Source organism: Streptomyces caeruleatus (assembly GCF_001514235.1).
GTDB classification, from domain to species: Bacteria; Actinomycetota; Actinomycetes; order Streptomycetales; family Streptomycetaceae; genus Streptomyces; species Streptomyces caeruleatus.
This window is the reverse complement of the sequence record NZ_KQ948935.1, coordinates 201,878-224,176: the sequence shown is the minus strand read 5'-3', so window position 1 is coordinate 224,176 and position 22,299 is coordinate 201,878. Positions and strand designations below refer to the sequence as shown.

General features: G+C 70.9%; 20 protein-coding genes and 2 pseudogenes. 12 read left to right on the top strand and 10 right to left on the bottom strand.

Features of this window, described 5'->3' with window-relative positions; all coding sequences use genetic code 11:
• Window positions 1–371: 371 nt before the first annotated feature.
• Both pdhA and AQJ67_RS50490 read left to right on the top strand, forming a co-directional pair.
• On the top strand, window positions 372–1,385 hold the full coding sequence (pdhA, locus tag AQJ67_RS32715) for a pyruvate dehydrogenase (acetyl-transferring) E1 component subunit alpha (protein WP_244190643.1): 1,014 nt from the start codon (window positions 372–374) through the stop codon (window positions 1,383–1,385).
• Window position 1,386: 1 nt separating this feature from the next.
• Entirely contained in the window at window positions 1,387–3,426 is a 2,040-nt protein-coding gene (locus AQJ67_RS50490) for a 2-oxo acid dehydrogenase subunit E2 (RefSeq protein ID WP_062722962.1), read from the top strand.
• A gap of 1 nt (window position 3,427) precedes the next feature.
• On the opposite strand, the pseudogene AQJ67_RS32705 reads toward AQJ67_RS50490, so the two are convergent.
• Together AQJ67_RS32705 and AQJ67_RS32700 are read right to left on the bottom strand one after the other, a co-directional pair.
• Window positions 3,428–3,733 (bottom strand): annotated as a pseudogene (locus tag AQJ67_RS32705) (ATP-grasp ribosomal peptide maturase); the annotation flags it as partial.
• A 375-nt stretch (window positions 3,734–4,108) separates the two neighbouring features.
• Entirely contained in the window at window positions 4,109–5,998 is a 1,890-nt protein-coding gene (locus tag AQJ67_RS32700; protein WP_062722960.1) for an ATP-binding cassette domain-containing protein, read from the bottom strand.
• A gap of 664 nt (window positions 5,999–6,662) precedes the next feature.
• Between AQJ67_RS32700 and AQJ67_RS32690 the strand changes: the two genes are divergently transcribed.
• The 7 genes from AQJ67_RS32690 (at window position 6,663) to AQJ67_RS32660 (ending at window position 12,661) form a co-directional block, all read left to right on the top strand.
• Window positions 6,663–7,418, top strand: a complete 756-nt coding sequence (locus AQJ67_RS32690) for a HipA family kinase (RefSeq protein WP_062722958.1) — start codon at window positions 6,663–6,665, stop codon at window positions 7,416–7,418.
• On the top strand, window positions 7,415–7,825 hold the full coding sequence (locus AQJ67_RS32685) for a DUF3037 domain-containing protein (RefSeq protein ID WP_062722957.1): 411 nt from the start codon (window positions 7,415–7,417) through the stop codon (window positions 7,823–7,825). The genes AQJ67_RS32690 and AQJ67_RS32685 overlap by 4 nt, the downstream gene beginning before the upstream one ends.
• Before the next feature lie 127 nt (window positions 7,826–7,952).
• Window positions 7,953–8,714, top strand: coding sequence for a 3-oxoacyl-ACP reductase FabG (fabG, locus tag AQJ67_RS32680; RefSeq protein ID WP_062722956.1), 762 nt, complete (start codon window positions 7,953–7,955; stop codon window positions 8,712–8,714).
• Between the two features lie 19 nt (window positions 8,715–8,733).
• Window positions 8,734–9,495 carry an SDR family oxidoreductase gene (locus AQJ67_RS32675; protein ID WP_062722955.1) on the top strand — a complete coding sequence of 254 codons (762 nt, stop codon included), beginning with the start codon at window positions 8,734–8,736 and terminating at the stop codon, window positions 9,493–9,495.
• Between the two features lie 191 nt (window positions 9,496–9,686).
• Window positions 9,687–11,267 carry an ABC transporter substrate-binding protein gene (locus tag AQJ67_RS32670; protein WP_062722954.1) on the top strand — a complete coding sequence of 527 codons (1,581 nt, stop codon included), beginning with the start codon at window positions 9,687–9,689 and terminating at the stop codon, window positions 11,265–11,267.
• A 119-nt stretch (window positions 11,268–11,386) separates the two neighbouring features.
• The gene (ung, locus tag AQJ67_RS32665) at window positions 11,387–12,070 is read left to right on the top strand and encodes a uracil-DNA glycosylase (RefSeq protein WP_062722953.1); all 684 of its coding nucleotides are present in this window, start codon (window positions 11,387–11,389) and stop codon (window positions 12,068–12,070) included.
• Between the two features lie 135 nt (window positions 12,071–12,205).
• Window positions 12,206–12,661: a tetratricopeptide repeat protein gene (locus AQJ67_RS32660; protein ID WP_062722952.1), complete on the top strand. Its 456-nt coding sequence runs from the start codon at window positions 12,206–12,208 to the stop codon at window positions 12,659–12,661.
• 82 nt (window positions 12,662–12,743) lie between these two features.
• Here AQJ67_RS32660 and AQJ67_RS32655 read toward each other — a convergent pair whose 3' ends face one another.
• From AQJ67_RS32655 to AQJ67_RS32645, 3 genes are all read right to left on the bottom strand, one after another.
• Window positions 12,744–13,265: a flagellar biosynthesis protein FlhF gene (locus tag AQJ67_RS32655; RefSeq protein ID WP_079056294.1), complete on the bottom strand. Its 522-nt coding sequence runs from the start codon at window positions 13,263–13,265 to the stop codon at window positions 12,744–12,746.
• Between the two features lie 112 nt (window positions 13,266–13,377).
• The gene (locus tag AQJ67_RS32650; protein ID WP_062723027.1) at window positions 13,378–13,890 is read right to left on the bottom strand and encodes a DinB family protein; all 513 of its coding nucleotides are present in this window, start codon (window positions 13,888–13,890) and stop codon (window positions 13,378–13,380) included.
• Between the two features lie 42 nt (window positions 13,891–13,932).
• On the bottom strand, window positions 13,933–14,550 hold the full coding sequence (locus AQJ67_RS32645) for a TetR/AcrR family transcriptional regulator (RefSeq protein WP_062722951.1): 618 nt from the start codon (window positions 14,548–14,550) through the stop codon (window positions 13,933–13,935).
• Between the two features lie 107 nt (window positions 14,551–14,657).
• Here AQJ67_RS32645 and AQJ67_RS32640 point away from each other — a divergent pair, with 107 nt between their 5' ends.
• Window positions 14,658–15,842, top strand: coding sequence for an FAD-dependent monooxygenase (locus AQJ67_RS32640; RefSeq protein ID WP_062722950.1), 1,185 nt, complete (start codon window positions 14,658–14,660; stop codon window positions 15,840–15,842).
• A 13-nt stretch (window positions 15,843–15,855) separates the two neighbouring features.
• Complete coding sequence (locus tag AQJ67_RS32635) at window positions 15,856–16,761, top strand: Gfo/Idh/MocA family protein (protein WP_062722949.1); 906 nt, start codon at window positions 15,856–15,858, stop codon at window positions 16,759–16,761.
• Between the two features lie 41 nt (window positions 16,762–16,802).
• On the opposite strand, the gene lnt is transcribed toward AQJ67_RS32635, so the two are convergent.
• The 5 genes and pseudogenes from lnt to AQJ67_RS45860 all read right to left on the bottom strand — a co-directional run.
• Window positions 16,803–18,365: an apolipoprotein N-acyltransferase gene (gene lnt / locus AQJ67_RS32630; RefSeq protein ID WP_062722948.1), complete on the bottom strand. Its 1,563-nt coding sequence runs from the start codon at window positions 18,363–18,365 to the stop codon at window positions 16,803–16,805.
• A gap of 81 nt (window positions 18,366–18,446) precedes the next feature.
• Entirely contained in the window at window positions 18,447–18,944 is a 498-nt protein-coding gene (locus AQJ67_RS32625) for a nuclear transport factor 2 family protein (protein WP_062722947.1), read from the bottom strand.
• Window positions 18,945–19,099: 155 nt separating this feature from the next.
• Window positions 19,100–19,426: a phosphotransferase-like protein gene (locus AQJ67_RS32620; protein WP_062722946.1), complete on the bottom strand. Its 327-nt coding sequence runs from the start codon at window positions 19,424–19,426 to the stop codon at window positions 19,100–19,102.
• A 36-nt stretch (window positions 19,427–19,462) separates the two neighbouring features.
• Window positions 19,463–19,642 (bottom strand): hypothetical protein, encoded by a 180-nt coding sequence (locus AQJ67_RS45865; RefSeq protein WP_078504336.1) that lies wholly within the window; start codon window positions 19,640–19,642, stop codon window positions 19,463–19,465.
• 147 nt (window positions 19,643–19,789) lie between these two features.
• Window positions 19,790–19,927 (bottom strand): annotated as a pseudogene (locus AQJ67_RS45860) (undecaprenyl-diphosphatase); the annotation flags it as partial.
• A 697-nt stretch (window positions 19,928–20,624) separates the two neighbouring features.
• On the opposite strand from AQJ67_RS45860, the gene AQJ67_RS32610 reads away from it, so the two are divergent.
• Complete coding sequence (locus tag AQJ67_RS32610; protein WP_244190642.1) at window positions 20,625–22,208, top strand: ATP-binding protein; 1,584 nt, start codon at window positions 20,625–20,627, stop codon at window positions 22,206–22,208.
• Window positions 22,209–22,299 lie beyond the last annotated feature (91 nt).

Below are 22,299 nucleotides of genomic sequence, written 5' to 3'. Positions count from 1 at the left end.
AGTGCGGCGTTTCGCAGATCCATTGGATCCGGTCCATCAGGAATGGAAGGCAACGGGCGAATTACCAGTCTCCAACGTCTCGTTGACACGTGATCATTGACCAAGATTCCAAATAAGAGCCAGGTAAGAGCCATTCGGAGCGTTCAGCTCCGCTTCATCTGACGCTTTCTGCGCGGTGGTTGAGAAACCATCGGCGGCGGAGATCATCCGAGGAGATCCAACTGTGAAGAAAGGGTGGCGAGAACATGGGTGGTACGCCAGGGCATGCGACCGCGGAAACAGGGGCAGAGGTCGCCGCTTGGCTCCCTTCCCATGTTCCGCTTTCCTTTCTGTCATCGAATGGCAAAGAGCGGAAATCCGACAGTGCCGAAGTGGCGGAGAACCGGAAGTACGCCGAACCCTCGTCCGAAGAGCTGCTGACGGCGTACCGGAAGATGGTCCTGGGACGCCGCTTCGACGAGCAGGCGACCGCGCTCGCCCGGCAGGGCAGGCTGGCGGTCCACCCCTCCAGCCTCGGCCAGGAGGCCTGCCAGGTCGGCGCCGCGCTGGCGCTGCGCGACACGGACTGGCTGTTCCCCACCTACCGGGACTGCGTCGCGCTGATCAGCCGCGGGATCGACCCCGTCGAGGCGCTGACGCTGCTGCGCGGCGACGCACACTGCGGCTACGACCCGCTGCACCACCGCACCGCGCCGCAGTGCACCCCGCTCGCCACCCACGCCGCGCACGCCACCGGACTGGCCCACGCCGAGCGGCTCAAGGGCACGGACACCGTCGCCCTCGCCCTCGTCGGCGACGGCGCCACCAGCGAGGGCGACTTCCACGAGGCCCTCAACCTGGCGGGTGTGCTGCGCGCGCCCGTGGTCTTCTTCGTGCAGAACAACCGGTACGCCATCTCCGTCCCACTGTCCGACCAGTGCGCGGCACCGGGCCTGGCCTACAAGGGCATCGGCTACGGCGTCCGCGCGGAACACGTGGACGGCAACGACGCCGCGGCCGTCCTCGCCGTGCTGAGTACGGCGGTCGAGGACGCGCGGGCGGGCGGCGGACCCTGGCTGGTCGAGGCGCACACCTACCGCCTGGGCCCGCACACCAGCGCCGACGACCCGTCCCGCTACCGCCCGGCCGAGGAGGCCGAGCACTGGCGCCGGCGCGACCCGATCACCCGTCTGGAGTCCGCCCTGCGCGAGCGCGGCGTACTGACCCCCGAGGACGCCGACGCCGCGACCGCCGAGGCCGAGGCCTACGCCGCCGATGTGCGCGCACGGCTCGCCGGGGATCCCGAGCTCGACCCCCTGGCCCTGTTCGACCACGTCTTCGCTTCGCCGCCCCCGCATCTGACCGAGCAACGCGCCGCGCTGCGAGCCGAGTTGGAGGGAAACTGACATGACGACGAGCGTGGCGATGGCACAGGCCCTCAACGCCGCCCTGCGGGACGCGCTCGGCGCGGACGAACGCGTCGTGGTCTTCGGTGAGGACGTCGGCCGCCTCGGCGGCGTGTTCCGGGTCACCGCCGGGCTCACCGACGAGTTCGGCGACCGGCGCTGCTTCGACACCCCGGTCAGCGAGGCCGGCATCGCGGGGCTCGCGGTCGGCATGGCGATGGCCGGGTTCCGGCCGGTGGTGGAGATGCAGTTCGACGCGTTCGCCTACCCGGCGTTCGAGCAGATCGCCTCCCACATGGCCAAGACGCGCAACCGCACCCGGGGCGTGCTCCCGCTGCCCCTGGTCGTCCGCGTTCCGTACGGCGGCGGCATCGGCGGCGTGGAGCACCACAGCGACTCCAGCGAGGCGTACTACGCGCACACGGCGGGCCTGAAGGTGGTGACACCGGCGACGGCCGCGGACGCCTACTCCCTGCTGCGCGAGGCGATAGACGACCCGGACCCGGTGATCTTCCTGGAGCCGAAGCGCCACTACTGGACCAAGCAGGAGCTCCAACTCCCGGCCCGTACCGAGCCGTTCGGCACCGCCGCGATACGCCGGCCCGGAAGCGACGCGACGGTGGTGGCATACGGCCCGTCCGTCGCCGTCGCCCTGGAGGCGGCCCGGGAGGCCGCGGCCGAGGGCCTGGACGTGGAGGTGCTGGACCTGCGCAGCCTCGTCCCGCTGGACGACCGAACACTCACCGCGTCGGTCCGCCGCACCGGCCGCTGTCTGGTCGTGCACGAGGCGCAGGGCTTCGCCGGGGTCGGTGCCGAGATCGCGGCCCGGGTGCAGGAGCGGTGCTTCGACGCGCTGGTCGCACCGGTGCTGCGGGTCACGGGGTTCGACATCCCGTATCCGCCGCCGCTGTTGGAGAGTGCGCATCTGCCGGGCGCCGGGCGGGTGCTGGAGGCGCTGCGCCGGCTGGTGCCGGGCGGCCCCGAGCGGGGGTTCCGTCAAGTCGCCCGCCCTTCGGCCGACTCCACCGGACGGACCTTTCATCTGCCCGATCTGGGCGAGGGGTTGGCGGACGCCGAGGTACTGGAGTGGACGGTCGCGGTCGGTGACACGGTCGAGCAGGACCAGGTCGTGGCCGAGGTGGAGACCGCCAAGTCGGTGGTGACGCTGCCGAGTCCGTACGCCGGGACGGTGACGGGCCTGCACTGCCGGGCGGGCGAGGTCGTGCGGGTGGGGGCGCCGCTGCTGACGGTGGCGGACAGCGCGTCGGAGGAACCCGGTTCCGGGGCCGTACTCACCGGCTACGGGACGACCGGGGCGCGGCGGGCCGCACAGGCGCCTTCACCGGCGTCCTCAGGGGCGTCCTCGCGAGTGTCCGCAGCGCCCCGCCAGCCAGATTCGGTAACCCGCACCTTCGACGCCACCGCCGAGAAGTACCTCCGCAGTCACCGCGACACCCCCGCCGTGACGATCTGGGCGGACGCCGACGCCACCGGCCTCCTCGCCGCCCGCACCACTCTCGGCACCGGCCTGCTGCCGCTGCTCGCGCGGGCGTGTCTGGCGGGGCTCGCCGCTTTCCCCGACCTCAACTCCCGCGTCGACACGGACCGCGGGGAGATCGTGCGCCTGCCCGAGGTGCACCTCGGCTTCGCCGCGCAGACCGCCCGCGGTCTGGTCGTTCCCGTGGTCCGGGACGCGCACCGCCTCGGCCTCGACGAGCTCGCGGCCGAGCTGGGGCGCCTGACCGAGCTGGCCCGCGGGGACGCCCTCCCTCTGGGCCACCGGACGGGCGGCACGTTCACCCTGAACAACTACGGCCCCCTCGACGTCGACGGCGCCACACCGATCCTCAACCACCCCCAGTCCGCGATGCTCGGCGTGGGCCGCATCACCGACCGCCCCTGGGCGCTGAACGGCCGCGTGGAGGTGCGCAAGGTCCTCACGCTCTCGCTCACCTTCGACCACCGGGTGTGCGACGGCGGCACCGCGGCGGGATTCCTGCGCCATGTCACCGACCGCCTCATGAGTGACTCCGCTACCTGAGTCACCTCCGGCCGTCGGACGTACGGCGGTCCGCCCTGTGCTGTGCCGGCCACTGGGCGGCCTCCGCCGCGATCGGCTGCCCGGTCTCCAGCTCGACGAAGCCGAACTGGCCGCCCTGGTTGCACTCCAGGAACCACCAGATGCCGTCCCAGTCCTCGGCGAAGTCGAAGGCGGCGTACGCCAGTCCGGCCGGAGTGACGTACTCGTGCACCGCCTTGCCGATGCGCTCGGGAACCGGGACCGGCTCCCAGGCGTGCCCCGTCAGCCGGGTTTGGCCGGCGTTTCCCGGATGGTTCATCCACCGTGCGGCGGCCGAGTGGAGCTCCCGTACAGCGCCTGCCGGGTCTCGGCGGTCAGGGCGAGCAGATCGCCGAGGTGTGGCTCTTCTCCGTCGGCCGGCAGGGCGAGGACGAGTTCTGCTGTCGTGTTGGCCGACCGGAGGGTGGGCCCCCGCGGCTCAGAGGGTCGCGCGCAGGTGGCTGACCGTGACGAAGTGGTAGCCACGGGAGGTCAGGGTGCGCGGGCCTGCGCGGTCGGCTCAACCATGCGCCCGCTGCGTACGTTTCCGGGCGTCCACCGGGCACGGGCAACGCGGCGACCTCCGCCAGGTCCGGTGGATTGGCCCCATCGGCTTCGACGTCGACCACGAGAAGCGGGGGCCATGAGGGGGAGTCCATTGGGGTCACCGGTCCTTGGCCAGGGCGACGAGTTCGGCGAACACGCCGCCGGAGGTGACCAGGTCCTCGTACTGGCCGTGTTCGATGACCCGGCCCTTGTCCATGACGAGGATGCGGTCGGCGAGGCGGGTGTTTTCCAACTGGTGCGTGACCACGATCGTGATGCGGTCAGCGGCGCCGCGTTTGATCCTCTCGAAGATCTGGTGTTCGCCTCGGGCGTCCATTTGGGAGGTGGGTTCGTCCAGGATGAGCAGTTCAGGGCGCCTGTAGATGGCGCGCGAGCAGGCCAGGCGCTGCCACTGACCGCCAGAGAGTTCGGCGCCCCCGAAGACTTCCCGGGCAAGGAGTGTCTCGACGCCGTCGGGCAGCGACTCGACCGCCTCTCGCATGCCCACGGCGTCGATCGCCTCCCAAACAGGCAGGTCGTCGTGGGTGCGGGGCTGCCCGAGGGTGACGTTCTCGCGGACGCGCAGGGGCCACTGAGCGAAGAGCTGTGGCACGAGCCCGGTACGGGCCCAGACGCTGTCCTGGTCCAGGGTGGCGAGGTCTGCGCCGTTCCACAGAACGCGGCCCTTGTCCGCGAGGTAGATGCCGGTGATCAAGCGCAGGAGGGTGGACTTGCCGCTGCCGTTTTCGCCGACGATGGCCAGGATCTCGCCACGGCGCAGCGAGAGGGATACGCCGTCGACGGCCGGGCGGTCCTTGCCGGGGTACTGACAGACCACGTCGTCGATCCGGATTTCCTCCAGGGTCGCGGGAGCTGCCAGCTCTCCGCGCTGCGGTGCCCGCCCCGCGGCGTCGTCGAGGAACGTCTGCATGTCGGTCAGGTAGAGGCTGGTGTGGAACAGGGCCGCCCCGTTGATGACGACCTGGGAGAGCGCTGCCAGCGTGGTCTGAACGGCGACGACCGCGGTCGCGGCAATGGCGAGGTCGATGCGCCCGGTGATGGCCAACCAGGCGAGGGCGGCCCAGGCCAGAAGCAGGAAGAAGCCGCCGGCCGCCGAGGACAGCAGGGTGATGCGCAAGGTCCGTGGGGCGGCGTCCAGCAGACGGCGGTCGATGCGCTCGGACAGCGACCGGTACCAGAACAGCAGATAACCGGTCATGCCGTTGGCGCGGACTTCGTCACCGTGTTTCGGCGTGGTGGCCCACCAGCGCATCATGTGGCGCACGTTGCGGTCCGACACGTTCGCGTAGTGCATCTCGTAGTCGACGCGCGCGGTGAGAACCGCGCCGGCTCCGGCCGGCAGGACCGCGAGGAGGAGCAGCGGCAGCATCGCCCAGTGCAGCACGGACAAGACTCCGCTCGCGGCCACCATCCTGATCAGAGCGGCCATGAATCGCTGCGCGTCGTTCACCATCACGTTCGTGCGCACCACGCCCATTTCAGCGGCTTCCTGCCGGTCGGCGAACCCGTTTTGGGCGTAGGCCGCGGCTTCGACTCGGCACACTGCCTCGACCAGCGAGGTGTCTGCACAGGTCGTCAGCGGCGGGGTGAGCCTGCGACCCGCGTACGAGGCGAGCGCGCTGGAAAGCCGCCCGACTGCCGCCGCGCCGGCCACGACGAGCAGCGCGGGGAGCGCCTGATGAAGCCGGTCGGTCACAGCTCCGGCGCCAAGGATCGGTTCCATGGCGCGGGCCACCGCCGCCAGGCCCACGGCGGCGGTGGCCCCTGTGACCAGTTGGCAGGCGGCGAGGAGGAGAACGGCCGTGCGGTCGAGCTGCCACGCCATGCGGCAGATGCGGCGCAGTACGGACGGCAGGCGGGCGCACATGTGCAGGAAGGACGCGTCGCCGAGCGGGTTGACGGCGTATTCACCGCTGTAGCGGATCTCCGCAGGTGGCGCAGGGGGCGGCGGCTCAGCGTTCGCAGTCGAGGCGGCAGTCACAGTCACCTGTGTCCCTCCTGGGGCTCGGGGGCCGCACCTGGATGGCTCGGCGGTGCACGGAATAACGACGCGGCGCCGGAATCGAACGCGCGCGATTCCGGACGCCGTGGAGGCCTTGAAACGCAAGGGGTCGAACACGCGGACACGGTGGTGGAGCCGTTCCCGAGCGGAGAGGAATGGCCGAATCGCCGACATCTGAAACGCCTGTGACACAGGAGGTTTCGGTGGGTGATCGGTGATACCTCGCTCAGCTACGGAGGGCCCGAATCAGGACGTCTTCCGTGCTCTCGGCCGATGCCACCAAGTCGGCGAGCAGCGAGGGCGGGATCGATCCGCTGTCGACATGCCCTCCTCGGTTGCCGAGGAGCTCAGGCGCCACTTCGAAGATCATGCCGGAGGCCGGAGAGGCCGTTGTGACCTTGGCGCGGTGGCTCGGGCACTCCTCGCCCGCGATCACCCTCGGTTACTATGCTCATTTGATGCCGGAGGCCGGAGGCCGGAATCAAGGGGCGCACCGCCATCGACGGACTGCTCGGAAACCAGGGAGAACCGCATGCCAGTGGGAACTCCCCAGAGTCTCCCCAGGGCCGTAGACCTGCGAGTCCCGCTGCTACTCCCCCTTCGAAGTGCCCGTGGAATTCAAGGCTAGAGAGACGGATGGCCTGGGAGAATGTTGAAAGAGGTCATCGCGACCCGCTACATCACGCCCCTGCGTGAGGGCGGCTCGCTGCCGGGGCTCGTCGAGGCCGACGACTTCGGGACGTATGTCATGAAGTTCACCGGCGCCGGACAGGGCCGCAAGACACTGGTCGCCGAGGTCGTCTGCGGTGAACTCGCCCGCAGGCTGGGCTTCCGGGTGCCCCGGCTGGTGACGGTGGAGCTCGACCCGGTGCTCGGGCTCGGCGAACCCGACCAGGAGGTGCAGGAGCTCCTCAAGTCCAGCGGCGGCACCAACCTCGGCATGGACTTCCTCTCCGGCGCGCTCGGCTTCGACCCCCTCGCGTTCGACGTGAGCGCCGTGGACGCCGGCCGGATCGTCTGGTTCGACGCCCTGGTCAACAACGTCGACCGGTCCTGGCGCAACCCCAACCTGCTGATGTGGCAAGGAGAACCGTGGCTCATCGACCACGGCGCCACCATGATCTGGCAGCACAACTGGCCCGGGGCCGCGGCCTCGGCGGCGCGTGCGTACGACGCCTCCGACCACGCCCTCGCCTCCTTCGCGCCGGATGTGCGGGCGGCCGCCGCCGAGTTGGCGCCGCTCGTCACCGAGGAGCTGCTCGCCGAGGTGACCTCCGAGATCCCGGAGGTCTGGCTGGCGGACGAGCCGGGGTTCGCGTCGGCGGACGCGCTGCGCGGGGCGTACGCCGAGCCCCTGGTCGCACGGGCCGCTGTCATCCACGAACGCATCGAGGGGATCAAGTGAGCGAGCGCACGCTGGGGACCCGTTCCCGCACCCAGGACGTCTTCGAGTACGCGCTGCTGCGAGTCGTCCCGCGCATCGAGCGCGGGGAGTGCCTCAACGCGGGCGTGCTGGTGTACTGCCGCGCCCGCTCCTTCGTCGCCGCCCGGACCCACCTGGACGAGACCAGACTGCGGGCGCTGGACCCCGATGCCGACGTCGCCGGGGTGCGGGCCGCGCTCAGTGCCGTCGAGGGCGTCTGCGCGGGCGGCGAGGCCGCGGGCCAGGCCGAGGGTGACGACCCCGGCCGGCGCTTCCGCTGGCTGATCGCGCCCCGCTCGACCGTCGTCCAGCCGGGACCCGTGCACACCGGACTGACCTCCGATCCGGCGGCCGAGGCGGAGCGGCTGCTCGATCTGCTGGTGAAGTGAACGGATCAGCTGACGGAGCGGGTAATGGATCACATGGGCGCGGTGGCCGTTGACACCGCGTGCCAGGGCTTCTAGCGTCACGTCCATCGAAGGTACTAAGCGGTCGCTCACCCGAGGAGAGTCATTCATGTCCACCACTGAGCAGCGGGTCGCCGTGGTCACCGGCGGAGCGCGCGGCATCGGCGCCGCCACCGCCGTACGACTGGCCGCCGAGGGCCGCGCGGTCGCCGTGATCGACCTCGACGAGGCCGCCTGCAAGGACACCGTGGAGAAGATCACCGCGGCCGGTGGCAAGGCCATCGCGGTCGGCTGCGACGTCTCCGACGAGGCGCAGGTCGAGGCGGCGGTCGCGCGGATCGCCGAGGAGCTCGGCGCCCCGACGATCCTCGTCAACAACGCGGGTGTGCTCCGGGACAACCTGCTGTTCAAGATGAGCGTCTCCGACTGGGACACCGTCATGAACGTCCATCTGCGCGGCGCCTTCCTGATGTCCAAGGCCTGTCAGAAGCACATGGTGGACGCGGGCTTCGGCCGGATCGTGAACCTCTCCTCGTCCTCCGCGCTCGGCAACCGCGGCCAGGTCAACTACTCCGCTGCCAAGGCCGGCCTCCAGGGCTTCACCAAGACCCTCGCCAAGGAGCTCGGCAAGTTCGGCGTCACCGCCAACTCGGTCGCCCCCGGCTTCATCGCCACCGAGATGACCAAGGCCACCGCCGACCGCGTCGGCATGGGCTTCGAGGACTTCAAGGCGGCCGCCGCCACCCAGATCCCGGTGGCCCGGGTCGGTGAGCCCGACGACATCGCCAACGCCATCGCCTTCTTCACCGGCGAGGCGGCCGGATTCGTCTCCGGCCAGGTGCTGTACGTCGCCGGCGGACCGCTCGACTAGGGCCGGGGGAGAAACGAACATGACTGCACTGCCTGAACTCTCCGGCAAGGTCGCCCTCGTCACGGGCGCCAGCCGCGGCATCGGCTACGGCGTCGCCGAGGCCCTCGTCGCACGCGGCGACCGCGTCGTCATCACCGGTCGGGGCGAGGACGCCCTCAAGGAGGCCGTCGAGCAGCTCGGCGCCGAGCGCGCCGTCTACGTCGCCGGCAAGGCGCACGACGAGGCCCACCAGGCCCTCGCCGTCGAGCGCGCCATGGAGGCCTTCGGCCGGGTCGACTACCTGGTCAACAACGCCGGCACCAACCCGGTGTTCGGTCCGCTCGCCGACCTCGACCTGGGTGTCGCGCGCAAGGTCTTCGAGACCAACGTGATCTCGGCGCTCGGCTTCGCGCAGAAGACGTGGCACGCCTGGCAGAAGGACAACGGCGGCGCGATCGTCAACATCGCCTCCGTCGCGGGCATCGCGCCCTCGCCGTTCATCGCCGCCTACGGCGTCAGCAAGGCCGCGATGATCAACCTCACCCAGCAGATGGCGCACGAGTTCGCGCCCAAGGTGCGGGTCAACGCCATCGCCCCGGCCGTGGTGAAGACCAAGTTCGCCCAGGCCCTGTACGAGGGCCGTGAGGCCGAGGCCGCCGCGGCCTACCCGCTGGGCCGGCTCGGCGTGCCCTCCGACATCGGCGGCGCCGCCGCGTTCCTCACCTCGGACCAGTCCGACTGGGTCACCGGTCAGACGCTCGTCGTCGACGGCGGCATCTTCCTCAACGCCGGCGTCGGCTGAGGCACGGCACCCGCGACAGGGGCGCCGCTGGACACCAGCGGCGCCCCTGTCGACGTATCGGGAGATCAACGGCGGTTGACAACGTAGTCACCGAAGAGGTGAACAAGTGCTCCTGAGACGGGAGGTCCACCGGCCGGAACACTGCGGTATGTTTTGCCGACCCTTGGCATGGCAGATCGAGGAGCGTGCGCGTGTTCAACCGGATCCGACGCCTGCGGCAGGTGGCGGCCATCGCGTCCATATCGTCCCTGGTGGCTGGGTGCGGTGTCCTCTCGTCCGATTCCTCGGACGAGGAAGGACCGATCGTCGTGGGGACCACGGCCGCCCCCAGCACCCTTGATCCCGCCGCGTCCTGGGACAGCTCCTGGGAGCTGTTCCGGAACATCTACCAGACGCTGCTCAGCTACCCGTCCGGCTCGACCGCGCCCGAGCCCGACGCCGCGGAGAACTGCCAGTTCACCGACAACACCAACATGAAGTACCACTGCGAGCTGCGCGAGGGCCTGGAGTTCTCCGACGGGCACACCCTCGACGCGAAGGCCGTCAAGTACTCGATCGACCGGATCCGGAAGATCAACGTCAACGGCGGCCCGGCCGGCCTGCTCGGCAGCCTGGAACGCGTCCAGGTGCTGAACGACCGCGAGATCGTCTTCCACCTGAACAAGGCCGACGCCACCTTCCCGTTCGTGCTCGCCACGCCCGCGATGTCGATCGTCGACCCCGAGGACTACCCGGCGGACAAGCTCCGCGAGGACGGCACGATCGTCGGATCCGGGCCCTACACCCTGGAGTCGTACGAGGAGGGCAAGCAGGCCGAGCTCGTCAAGAACGACCACTACGACGGGTACGCGGAGCGCAAGAACGACGCGGTGACCATCCGCTACTTCCAGGACTCGCCCACCATGGTCTCCGCACTGCGCGACCAGGAGCTCGACGTCGCCTTCCGTGGCCTCGCCGCCGACGACATCGTCGACATCCAGGCCGACGACAAGGACGACCTCCAGCTGATCGAGGGCTCCGGCACGGAGATCAACTACCTGGTCTTCAACCCCAAGGACCCCATGGCCGGCAAGACAGCCGTCCGCAAGGCCGTCGCCCAGGTCATCGACCGCCCGGCCATCGCCCACAAGGTCTACAAGGACACCGTCGAGCCGCTGTACTCCATGGTCCCCAAGGGCCTGACCGGACACACCGCGGGCTTCTTCGACGACTACGGCGACCCCAGCGTGAACAAGGCCCGCAAGCTCCTCACGGAGGCGGGCATCACGGCCCCCGTCCCGCTCACCCTCTGGTACACCAGCGACCGCTACGGCTCCGCCACCAAGGCGGAGTTCGAGGAGCTGAAGAGCCAGCTCGAGGGCTCCGGCCTCTTCGAGGTCACCCTCAAGAGCCGCCCCTGGAAGACGTACGTCACCGGCTACCAGAACGGCGAGTACCCGGTGTTCGGGCGCGGCTGGTTCCCCGACTTCCCGGACGCCGACAACTTCATCGCGCCGTTCGTCGGCAAGCAGAACGCCCTCGGCACCCCCTACGTCACACCCACGATCACCGACCGCCTGCTGCCCAACTCCCGCGCCCAGAGCGACCGGGCCAACGTCGTCAAGGACTTCGAGGACGCCCAGCGCATCCTCGTCGACGACGCGCGGCTGCTGCCGCTGTGGCAGGGCCGGCAGTACGTGGCCGCGAGCGCGGAGGTCTCCGGCGCGGAGCGGGCGCTGGACCCCTCGACGATCATGATGATGGGGGAGCTGTACCGCAAGACCAGCTGGTAGCGGGCGGGATGTGCGGTGGGCGGGGCGATTGTCAGTGGTCGCCTGTAGGTTCTGAAGCCTGGAGGTGACCGCCCCGCGGTCACCTCCCACCGTTCGCCGCACACCGTAAGGAAGTTGACGTGACCGACATCGCCATGCTGCCCGAGTCCTGGCGCGGGGTTCTGGCCGACGAACTGCAGCAGCCCTACTTCAAGGAGCTGACGGAGTTCGTCGAGGAGGAGCGGGCGAAGGGTCCCGTCTATCCGCCGCGCGACGAGGTCTTCGCCGCACTGGACGCGACGCCGTACGACGAGGTGAAGGTCCTGGTCCTCGGCCAGGACCCCTACCACGGCGAGGGCCAGGGCCACGGCCTGTGCTTCTCGGTCCGCCCCGGGGTGAAGACGCCGCCTTCGCTGCGCAACATCTACAAGGAGATGAAGGAGGAGCTCGGCCTCCCCGTCCCCGACAACGGCTATCTGATGCCCTGGGCCCAGCAGGGCGTCCTGCTGCTCAACGCGGTGCTGACGGTCCGTGCCGGCGAGGCCAACTCGCACAAGGGCAAGGGCTGGGAGAAGTTCACCGACGCGGTGATCCGGGCCGTGGCCGACCGGCCCGACCCCGCGGTGTTCGTCCTGTGGGGCAACTACGCCCAGAAGAAGCTCCCGCTCATCGACGAGACCCGGCATGTGGTGGTCAAGGGCGCGCACCCCTCCCCGCTGTCGGCGAAGAAGTTCTTCGGGTCCCGCCCCTTCACGCAGATCGACGAGGCGGTGGCCGCACAGGGCCACGAGCCGATTGACTGGCGGATCCCGGACCTGGGCTGACCCTCGCCGGGCCGGTCCTCGGCCCTTCCTCCGGCCGGACCGGCCCGGTGGCGTACGGAGCCGCCTGACCGGGATTGCCGGTGACGGCGGTTAGCGTCGGGAGGGGGACCAGCCGACGAGGGCCCGGAGGACGCGGTGGCGGAGCGACAGGAGCGGACGGCACCGGAGGCCGTGCCGACGCGGATCGGGCAGGTCGTCATGCTGCACCACGCGGGGGACCGCGAGGAGGCCCGGCGCCGGCTGCTGGAGCTGTGGACAGAGCTCGGTGAGGACGGCGACCCCGTGCACCGCTGCACCCTGGCCCACTATCTGGCCGACACCCAGGACGACCCCGCCGACGAACTGGCCTGGGACCTGCGGGCGTTGACGGAGGCGGAGGGCGCGGGCGGTGCGCTCGCCGTACGGGCGCTGTACCCCTCGCTGCATCTGAATCTGGCCGCCGACTATATGAAGCTCGACCGCGCCGAGGCCGCCCGCGTTCATCTGCGCCGGGCGCGCGGAGCGGCGGGGGCGCTGGGGGACGACAGGTACGGGGACGGGGTGCGGGCGGAGATCCGGCGGCTGGAGGTGCGCCTGGGGGAAGGGCCCTAGGCGCTGAGCGGGCGGTGGGCAAAGGCGGAGGCGGAGGCGGGGGAAGGGGGAGAGCGGGCTGTGGGCGCAGCCCGCTCGCGTCTCAATGGCCGTACGTCTGCTCGCAGATCTTCGACTCCGGGCTGTCCGGCCTCCAGCCGCCGTACTTCTTCCCCAGCGAGCAGACATCCGCCTGCCCCGGGTTTCCTGTGCTCCCCGGGTTCCCCGGGACGCCCTTGCGGACGGACTCCGACACGTCGGGGACCTCGACGCGCGGCCGTTCGGGGCGTTCGGGGCCCGGGTGGCGGGGTTCCCGGTGCTCGGGCCGGGGGTGGGGGTGCGCGCGGGGGGCCGGGGGCGTGGGGGTCGGCGCGGTGGGGGACGTGGGCCGTGCGGCGGACGTCGTCGGGGTCGGGCGGGGGGACGTCTCGATGAGCGTCAGGGCCTCGCGGGCCGGCGCCTGCACGACCTCGGGTTCCATGGACCCGCTCGGTCGCGGCGCCGGAGGCTGGGACGGTACCGCCGGCCCACCGGACGGCGGCGGGTACTCGACCGTCGTACAGCCCGCGAGGGCCGAGACGGCCATGGTGACCAGGAGCGTTGCGGTGGTCGTCGTTCGATGCACGCGCGCAACTCTGCTGGTTCCGAAGGCCGTTGGGGCAGGGGAGAAGGTGACGTTGCTCCGTACGGGTGATCTCTGACCCCGTACGGACGGTGTGCCCCCGTCGCCGCTGACGTCAGTCGCCGGTGGCGCCGTCGACGCGTTCGCGGACCAGGTCGGCGTGGCCGTTGTGGCGGGCGTACTCCTCGATCATGTGGGTGAGGATCCAGCGCAGGTTGAACTGCTCGCCGCTGCGTCGGCTCCTGCCCTTGGAGAGGTCGTCCAGGCCGAAGCCGGCCGCGTTGCGCCGGGCCGTGTCGATCTCGGCCTGCCAGGTGGCGTGGGCCTCCTCCCAGGTGTCCGCCTCGGTGAGGTGGAACTCGCCGTCCGGGTCCTCCTCGGAGAAATAGATCGGGCCCGGGTCCTCGTCCATGAGCACCTGGCAGAACCAGCCGCGCTCCACCTCCGCCATGTGCCGCACCAGTCCCATCAGCGTCAGCTCCGACGGCTCCACGGAGGCGGTCCTGAGCTGGGCGTCGGTCAGGCCTTCGCACTTCCAGGCGAGGGTCTGCCGGTGGTAGTCCAGCCAGCCCTCCAGCATCGTGCGCTCGTCGGCGGTGGTGGACGGCTCATGGCGTTCGATTGTCATGAACCGCATCGTCGCGCAACCCGGGGCGGTTCACGAGGGGTTTTACGGTCGGCCGGTGCCGGGCGCGCCCTGGCCGAACATCCCGTCGAGCAGTTCGCGCAGGCCCGCCCGCACCTCTGTCAGGCTCGGCACCTCCGAGCTGAACGACCCGGCGACACAGCTGAACATCAGTCCGTCCGCCCAGGCGACCAGGGACAGCACATGCCGGGCCGGGTCCGTGGAGCCCGCCGCCGTCAGCAGAGTGGTGAGCTGGTCGCGGAAGCGGGCGCCCGTCGCGTCGAAGTAGGCGCGCAGCTCGGGGCGGCGCGTGGCCTCCAGGGCCAGTTCGTAGCGGGCGAGCGTCAGCTCGCGGTTGCGGGTCAGGGCGCGGTGCGTCGCCAGGGCCAGGCCGTCGGCCAGGGGGCCGAGGCCGCCGCGCGGATCGGGCATCTCCTCCAGCGCCAGCACCCGCGCCTCACGCTCCGCGAGCCGGCGCACCGCCAGCTCCAGCAGCGCCTGCCGGGTGCGCGCCACATTGGACGTCGACCCCTGCGCCAGCCCGGCCGCCTCGTCGACCGCCCGGTGTGTGAGCCCGCGCATTCCGCGTTCGGCGAGCAGGGCGAGGGCGGTGTCGGCGACGAGATCGGCGCGCGGGGCGGCGCTCGGGGTGCGTACGGACATGCGGATCAACCTACCCGTCGCACTACGTCTGTAGTACGGTCGAGGCAGCGCGACACTACAGCTGTAGTTTCGCCAGTCGTCCACGGCGCGAGTCGTCAGGAGGAGCCATGGCACAGTCGAGGCGGGCCGTCGTGATCGGCGGCGGCATCGGAGGCCTGACCGCGGCCGCCGCACTGCACCGGGGCGGCTGGGGCGTCACCGTCCTGGAGCGGGCCCCCTCCCTGGAGCCGGTCGGCGCGGCCATCTCCCTCGCGCCCAACTCCCTGCGCGCACTGGACGTCATCGGGCTCGGCGACGAGATCCGCGCCCTGGCCGCCTGGCAGGGCGACGTAGGGCTGCGCACTGCGTCCGGGCGGTGGCTCTCCCGCACGGACGCCGCCGCGGTGGCCGCGCGCTTCGGCGGCCCGCTCGTCCTCCTCCACCGGGCCACCCTCCTCAACAGCCTCGCCGCACTGCTGCCGCCCCAGGCCGTCCGCACCGGGGTCGCCGCGACCGTCGCCGACCCGGGAGACGCCGACCGCCCGGCGCGGGTCGGCACACCGGACGGCGACCTGGAGGCCGACCTCGTGGTGGCCGCCGACGGCATCCGGTCCGCCGTACGCCCGGTGCTCTTCCCGGACCACCCCGGCGCCGTCTACTCAGGGTTCACCACCTGGCGGGTCGTGATCCCGGTGCCCGGCGCGCGGTTCGCCTCGCACGAGACCTGGGGACCGGGCCGCATCTGGGGCTCCCACCCGCTCAAGGACGGCCGGGTCTACGCCTACGCCGCGGCGATCACGCCCGCCGCGGAGCACGCCCCCGACGACGAGAAGGCCGAACTGCTGCGCCGCTACGGCGACTGGCACGACCCGATCCCCGCGATCCTCGCCGCCGCCCGCCCCGAGGACGTGCTGCGCCACGACGTCCACCACATCGCCGAGCCGCTGCCCGCCCACCACCGCGGCCGGGTCGCCCTGGTCGGAGACGCCGCGCACGCCATGCCGCCCACGCTCGGGCAGGGGGGCAACCAGGCCATCGAGGACGCGGTTGTCCTCGCCCACCACTGCGACGACCTCGCCGCCTACACGGCGGCCCGCCTCCCGCGTACGACCGCCGTCGCCCGGCAGGCCGTCAAGGTCGCCCGCCTCAACCTGATGACCAACAGCGCCGGGATCGCCGCACGGAACACGACGCTCGCCGCCCTGTCCAAGGTCGCGCCCACGCTGTTCCTGCGCGGCTTCGAGAGCATCGCCGGCTGGCGGCCGCCACAGCGGCCGTATGCTTCCAGGCAGACCCCGGCAGGCAACCACTAGAGGAGAGCACCCCGTGAAGGTCGGCTGCATCGGACTCGGTGACATCGCGCAGAAGGCCTACCTTCCGGTGCTCGGTGTCCAGCCCGGGGTCGAACTGCATCTGCAGACCCGTACGCCCGCCACGCTCGCCCGGGTCGCCGACACCCTCCACCTCCCGGCCGAGCAGCGGCACACCGACCTCGAATCGCTCCTCGCGCAGGGCCTCGACGCCGCGTTCGTGCACGCGCCCACCGTCGCGCACCCGGAGATCGTGACCCGGCTGCTGGAGGCGGGCGTGCCGACGTACGTCGACAAGCCGCTCGCCTATCAACTCGCCGAGTCCGAGCGGCTGGTGGCGCTCGCGGAGCGGCGGAACGTGAGCCTCGCCGTCGGCTTCAACCGGCGTTACGCGCCCGGATACGCACAGTGCGCGGACCATCCGCGCGAGCTGATCCTCATGCAGAAGAACCGGATCGGGCTGCCGGAAGAGCCGCGCTCGATGATCCTGGACGACTTCATCCACGTCGTCGACACGCTGCGCTTCCTCGTGCCCGGCCCGGTCGTCGACGTGACCGTGCGCGCCCGTGTCGAGAGCGGTCTGCTGCACCATGTCGTGCTCCAGCTCGCCGGGGACGGCTTCACCGCGCTCGGTGTGATGAACCGGCTCAGCGGCTCGGCCGAGGAGATCCTGGAGGTGTCCGGACAGGACACCAAGCGCCAGGTCCTCAACCTCGCCGAGGTCGTCGACCACAAGGGCCAGCCGACGGTTCGGCGGCGCGGTGACTGGGTGCCGGTGGCGCGGCAGCGCGGTATCGAGCAGGTGGTGCTGGCCTTCCTCGACGCCGTGCGCGCGGGCAAGGTGCTCAGCGCCCGGGACGCGCTGGCGACGCACGAGTTGTGCGAGCGGGTCGTCCGGGCGGTCGAGGACCGGGCCGCCTGAGCCGCCGCGCCGGTCCGGTTTCAGTGTCCGTCGCGGGCCGGCTAGCCGTGTGTGGTGTGAGCGGGGTGTTCGCGCGGTTCCGGAGCGGGCCGCCGCCTCAGTCGTAGGCGCCGGGTCCGCAGGCTCTCGGTCGCGCCCCAGACGGCCATGATCAGCAGAGCCGCGTACACCGGCCACTCGCCGAAGCGGACGTACGGCGTGACACCTTCGGCCAACGGCACCTCGAAGACCGCGCTCGTGCTCGCGTCCGTGCCGAGCCAGGAACCGACGCGCTGCCCGCTCGGGCCGTACACGGCGGAGACGCCGGTCAGGGTCGCGTGCACCATCGGCCGGCCGGTCTCGGCGGCGCGCAGCGCGGCGAGCGAGGCGTGCTGCTCGGGGGCCCAGCTCTGCTGGAACGTCGACGTGGCCGACTGGGCGATCAGGATCTGCGCGCCGTGGTCGACGAGGTTGCGGCTCATGTCGGAGAACGCGGACTCGAAGCAGACCATCGGGCCGATCCGCAGCCCGTGCCCGGCGTTCATCACCACCTGTTCGGTGCCGCGCCTGCGGTCCTCGGCCGCCGCCTTGCCCACGGAGGTGGCCCAGCCCAGCAGGGAGCGGGCAGGTATGTACTCCCCGAAGGGCACCAGCCGCATCTTGTCGTAGCGGGCGCCGGTCGGGCCGTCCGGGCCGACGAGGATCGAGCTCTTGTAGATGCCGGGCTTGTCGGAGCGGCGCGCGTCCACGTTGACCAGGATGTTCGCCCCCGTCTCCCGGGACAGTGCCGCGAGGCGCCGGGCGAAGTCGGGCCGGTCGTCCAGGTCGTAGCCGACGCTGCTCTCGCCCCAGACGACCAGGTCGGCGCCCTGGCCGGCCAGCTCGCGGGTGAGCTGCTCCTCCCGGTCGAACCGCCGGTCGGGCGCGCCCGTGCCCTCCACGACACCCGGCTGCACGACGGCTATCCGGACCCGGTCCGTGACGTCGGGGCGCGGGGACCACACCCAGGCGGCCGACGCGGCGACGGCGGCGGCCACGAGACCGGCCACCGCGGCGACCCGGCACCGGCGCACCGCCACCAGCACGGCGACCGCGACATTGACGGCCACCACCAGGAAGCTGATCAGCCACACCCCGCCCACCGAGGCGAGCCGCAGTGCGAACTCCACCTCCCACTGGCTGGAGCCCAGCACACCCCACGGCCCGCCCAGCCCCTGCCAGGAGCGGACGAGCTCGATCAGCAGCCAGCCGGACGGCAGGACCACGAGGGCCGCCGCTATGCGCCCCGGGGACGGCCGCGCGGGCAGGAAGCGGCGCACCAGCCAGCCCCAGGGCGCCCACAGGGCACCGAGCAGGGCGGCGATGACGAACGTGAACACATGGAGGTTGGGCAGCAGCCAGTGGTGCATCGCCAGCATGAAACCGAAGCCGCCCCACCAGCCGTCGTACAGCGCCCGCCTGCCGGTCGGCGCGGAGCGCAGCAGCGCCATCCAGGGGACCAGGGCGACGTACGCGAACCACCACCACGACGGCTCGGGGAAGGCGAGCACGGGCAGCGCCCCGGCCAGGGCGGCGGCGACCGCGCGGCGCCACGGGGAGGTGAGCCAGTGGCTGATCGTCTTCATGCATCACCTCCTACCCCGTGGTGCTCCCAGTGTGCTCACAGGCACTGACAACGGGACAGCGGGGCCGGGACCGGACGCCGCTCAGTCGATCATCGCCGGCGTGGTCCGTTCGGGCAGCCGGCGCCATTTCTCCTGGACCACCACCTCGCGCAGCCGCCATCCGGTGTCCGTGCGCAGCAGCGCGAAGGCGTAGCGGCCGCCGCACACGAAGTCGGGGGCAAGGGAGCCGTCGGAGGAGCCCTCGCCGTTCTGGGCGAACCGCATCGGGTTGATGTAGTCGGCCTGGACGCGGGCGGTGTCGCCGGTGTCCTGCTCCAGGAGCCCGAAGCGGACCCTGCGGTTGACGATGAGGTGCTGCCGCATCGAGAACAGCCGCATGCTCTCGGCCAGCCAGTCGGCGACGCTCCCGGCGTCCCCCTCGATGCCGCCGGCCGAGCGGTAGTCCGCGCGTCCGTCGGGGGCGAACAGGCTCCGGTACGACTCCCAGTCGCCGTCGTCCACGGCCACCGCGTAGTCGGTGATCAGTCCGTCGACCGCCAGCCGGTCCCTCAGGGTGGCGAGCTCCACACGCTGCGTCATCGGCTCAGTGTTGGGCATGTGGTGCACGGAGCCAAGGGGGCGTGCAGCGATATTCGACGCGTTCGTTGTCAGTGGCCCCTCCTGGGCTGTCGACCATGGCGTGGACAAGGCACTCGCGTCGCTCTGATCAGGCCCGGTACGGCGCGTCGCTCTGATCAAGCCCGGAACAGCGCGCCGCTCTGGGCGGACCTGGACTGGAGTGACTGCGGGTCGCTCCCGGCACGCAGTCGTTCAAAGGCGGTGGGCGTGGGGCGGTCGTTCAGGAAGCCCTGCCAGGTGCCGGGGAGGACGGTCGGCAGCTGGTCCGGCGGGACCGCGGTGGGGGAGCGGATCGCGTGGAAGGCGTCGACGGGCAGATGGACGTACGGCTCGTCGAGGATCCGCAGCAGCTCGGTGGCGATGCTCGACCTGCCCGAACTGGACGTGCTGTTCAGGAAGATGACGAGGCCACGGCGAGCGGGTATGTGATCCAGCTGCTCCATGGAGTGGATCCCAGGCGCAGGGGCGGCGGGCCTGTCTCAGGCCGCCTCGATGACCTCACCGCGGATGGCGGCCGCCCACTCGACCACCAACAGCTCGTACTCCGCGCGCTCCTGAGCGGACAGCGAGCCGCCCGCGCGCAGCCACAGGGCGCGTATCTCCTCGTTCACCTCGGCAGCAGACCGCACGGAACCAGGGCCTAAGGAATGGGGGGACATGCCGACAAGCCTAGGGGCAAGGACTGACAGTCCGCTACCGGACGGCTACGCACAACGTATGTGATTGGTCACGGACTTGGGGCGGACCCGCCTGTACTGACCTGCGGGTCAGAAGCGGGGCTCGGCCGGAGTCGCCCCGGAGGTGCGTCAGTTCGCCGACTCCGCCGCGTGCGGGCTCAGGACGCCCGCTGCCACCAGGGCGATGATGACGATGCCGAGCGCGATGCGGTACCAGACGAACGGCATGAAGCTCTTCGTCGAGATGAACTTCATGAACGAAACTATGTCGACGTGTCCTGATCGGCTTTGACCTGCTGTTTTCCACCACTTTTCAAGATCGAATGGTAGAGGAGTGGGAGATGGCGCCTTTCCAGTGCCCTCCCTCGCCGACCACGAACGGCGCAGCCACCTGCTTTGCAGCGAATCGGCAATCTCCTGCTCCATGGCCAGGGCAACGTGCGAGTGGAGACCTTCCACGCCGGCGACCTCGTGGCCCATGCGGGTCTCCACGGTGATGCGACTGTGTCGATCTTCGTCCAGCCACTCCTTGCCGCCGTGACGAAGCAGGTACAGCCGCTTTCCGGCGTTCGTGGTCGCGGGGAACCGGCCCCTGACCCGCGGCCAAACTGTCCGACAAGGCACTGGCCGCAGTGCGCGCCTCGGTCGCTCACCAGCCCGGATGAGATTTTCGGCAAGGGCAGGATGCATGAGGCCGACGGGGACGACAGCGGTGCCCCGGATGAGCTGATCGGCATGTGAAGAGCTGTGCCGCGGTGACCTGTATGCCCTGGCGGTCGCCGGAGGTGCTCCAGCGGTCACCGCGCCCCAGCGGGCGCCGGCCGCGTTTCTGCGTCTGTCCGCCGGGTGATCCCCGCACCGGGGCACCGCTGCTCTGGCACTCGTGCCCGTACGGGGCGGTGTGGCCGGTGGTCGGGTGCACGGTCGCCTCGGGTTGTCGGTGCCGTCGGCTAGCGTGCGAGGTATGCGCTACTTCAATACGGCCGGGCCGTGCGTCCCCACGCGTCACTACATGGTGCCGGCTCAGGAGCGGCTGCCCAGGGCCCGCGGGTACATCGAGCAGGGCCAGTACTTCGTGGTGCACGCGCCACGGCAGACCGGGAAGACGACTGCGCTGGCGGCGATGGCCCGGGAACTGACGGCCTCGGGCCGGTACGCGGCGCTGCACTTCTCGTGCGAGAACGCGGAGCCCGCCGGAGAGGACTACGGCCAGGCCGAGCTGCTGGTACTGGAAGCGATCCGGCAGTCCGCGGAGTCCGCCGGGCTTCCCGATGAGCTCGCGCCCCCCGCCTCCTGGCCCGACGCGGTGCCCGGGGCTCGGCTCCAGCGGGGGCTGACGCAGTGGGTGCGGGGCTGTCCGCGTCCGCTGGTGCTGTTCTTCGACGAGATCGACGCGCTGCGGGGGGAGAGCCTGCGCAGTGTGCTGCGCCAGTTGCGCAACGGCTTCACTGTCAGCCGTGGCGGCTTCCCGCATGCGGTGGTGCTGTGCGGGCTGCGGGATGTGCGTGACTACAAGGCGGCCTCGGGCGGGGATCCGGGGCGGCTTGGTACGTCGAGTCCGTTCAACATCAAGGTGGCGTCGCTGCGGTTGGGCGACTTCACCGAGGCCGAGGTCGCCGAGCTGTACGGGCAGCACACCACGGAGACGGGCCAGGATTTCACGGTGGATGCGCTGGAGCGTGCCTTCGGCTTTACCCAGGGACAGCCGTGGCTGGTCAACGCGCTGGCCCGGGAGGTCGTCGAGGAGATGGGGGTGCCGTCGGACACGCCGATCACGGCCGAGCACATGGAGGAGGCGAAGGAGCGGCTGATCCTGGCGCGTGCGACGCATCTGGACTCGCTGGCCGCCAGGTTGGGCGAGGACAGGGTGCGGCGGGTGATCCAGCCGGTGATCGCGGGCGAGCTGCTCCTGCCGACGGACACGTACGACGACGATCTGGGGTACGTGCGCGATCTGGGGCTGGTCGCTCCGGACGCGCCGGTGCGGGTGGCCAATCCGATCTACCAGGAGGTCATTGTCCGGGTCCTGGGGAACAACACGGAAGGCCAGGTCGTCGCCGCCCCGAGCAGCTTCCGGCTGCCGGACGGCCGGATCGACATGGACAAGCTGCTGTGCTCCTTCGCCGAGTTCTGGCGGGAGAACGGCGAGATCCTGGCCACCGCCTCGACCTACCCGGAGGCCGCAGCACAGCTGGTGATGATGGCTTACCTGCACCGGATCGTGAACGGAGCGGGTTTCATCGACCGGGAGTACGGGGTCGGCCGGCGCCGGGTCGACCTGCTGATCCGTCAGCCGTACACCGCTGCCGACGGTTCGCGGGCCGTGCAGCGTGAGGCGCTGGAGCTGAAGGTGTGGCGCCAGGGCCGCACCGACCCCCTCGCCGAGGGGCTGGCGCAGCTGGACGACTACCTGGACCGCATGGAGCTGTCCACGGGCACCCTCGTCGTCTTCGACACCCGCCCGCAGGCAGCCCCGGTCCACGAGCGCACCGCCTTCTCGCAGCAGACCACGCCGTCCGGGCGCACCGTCACCCTGCTGCGCGCTTGACGGCCGGGAGACCTCAGCCAGGAGCGCCCCCGGATCTCCCGCCCGTGGCCGTGTTCCCGGAGCAGCACGGGTTCGGTGCGCGAGCTGGAGG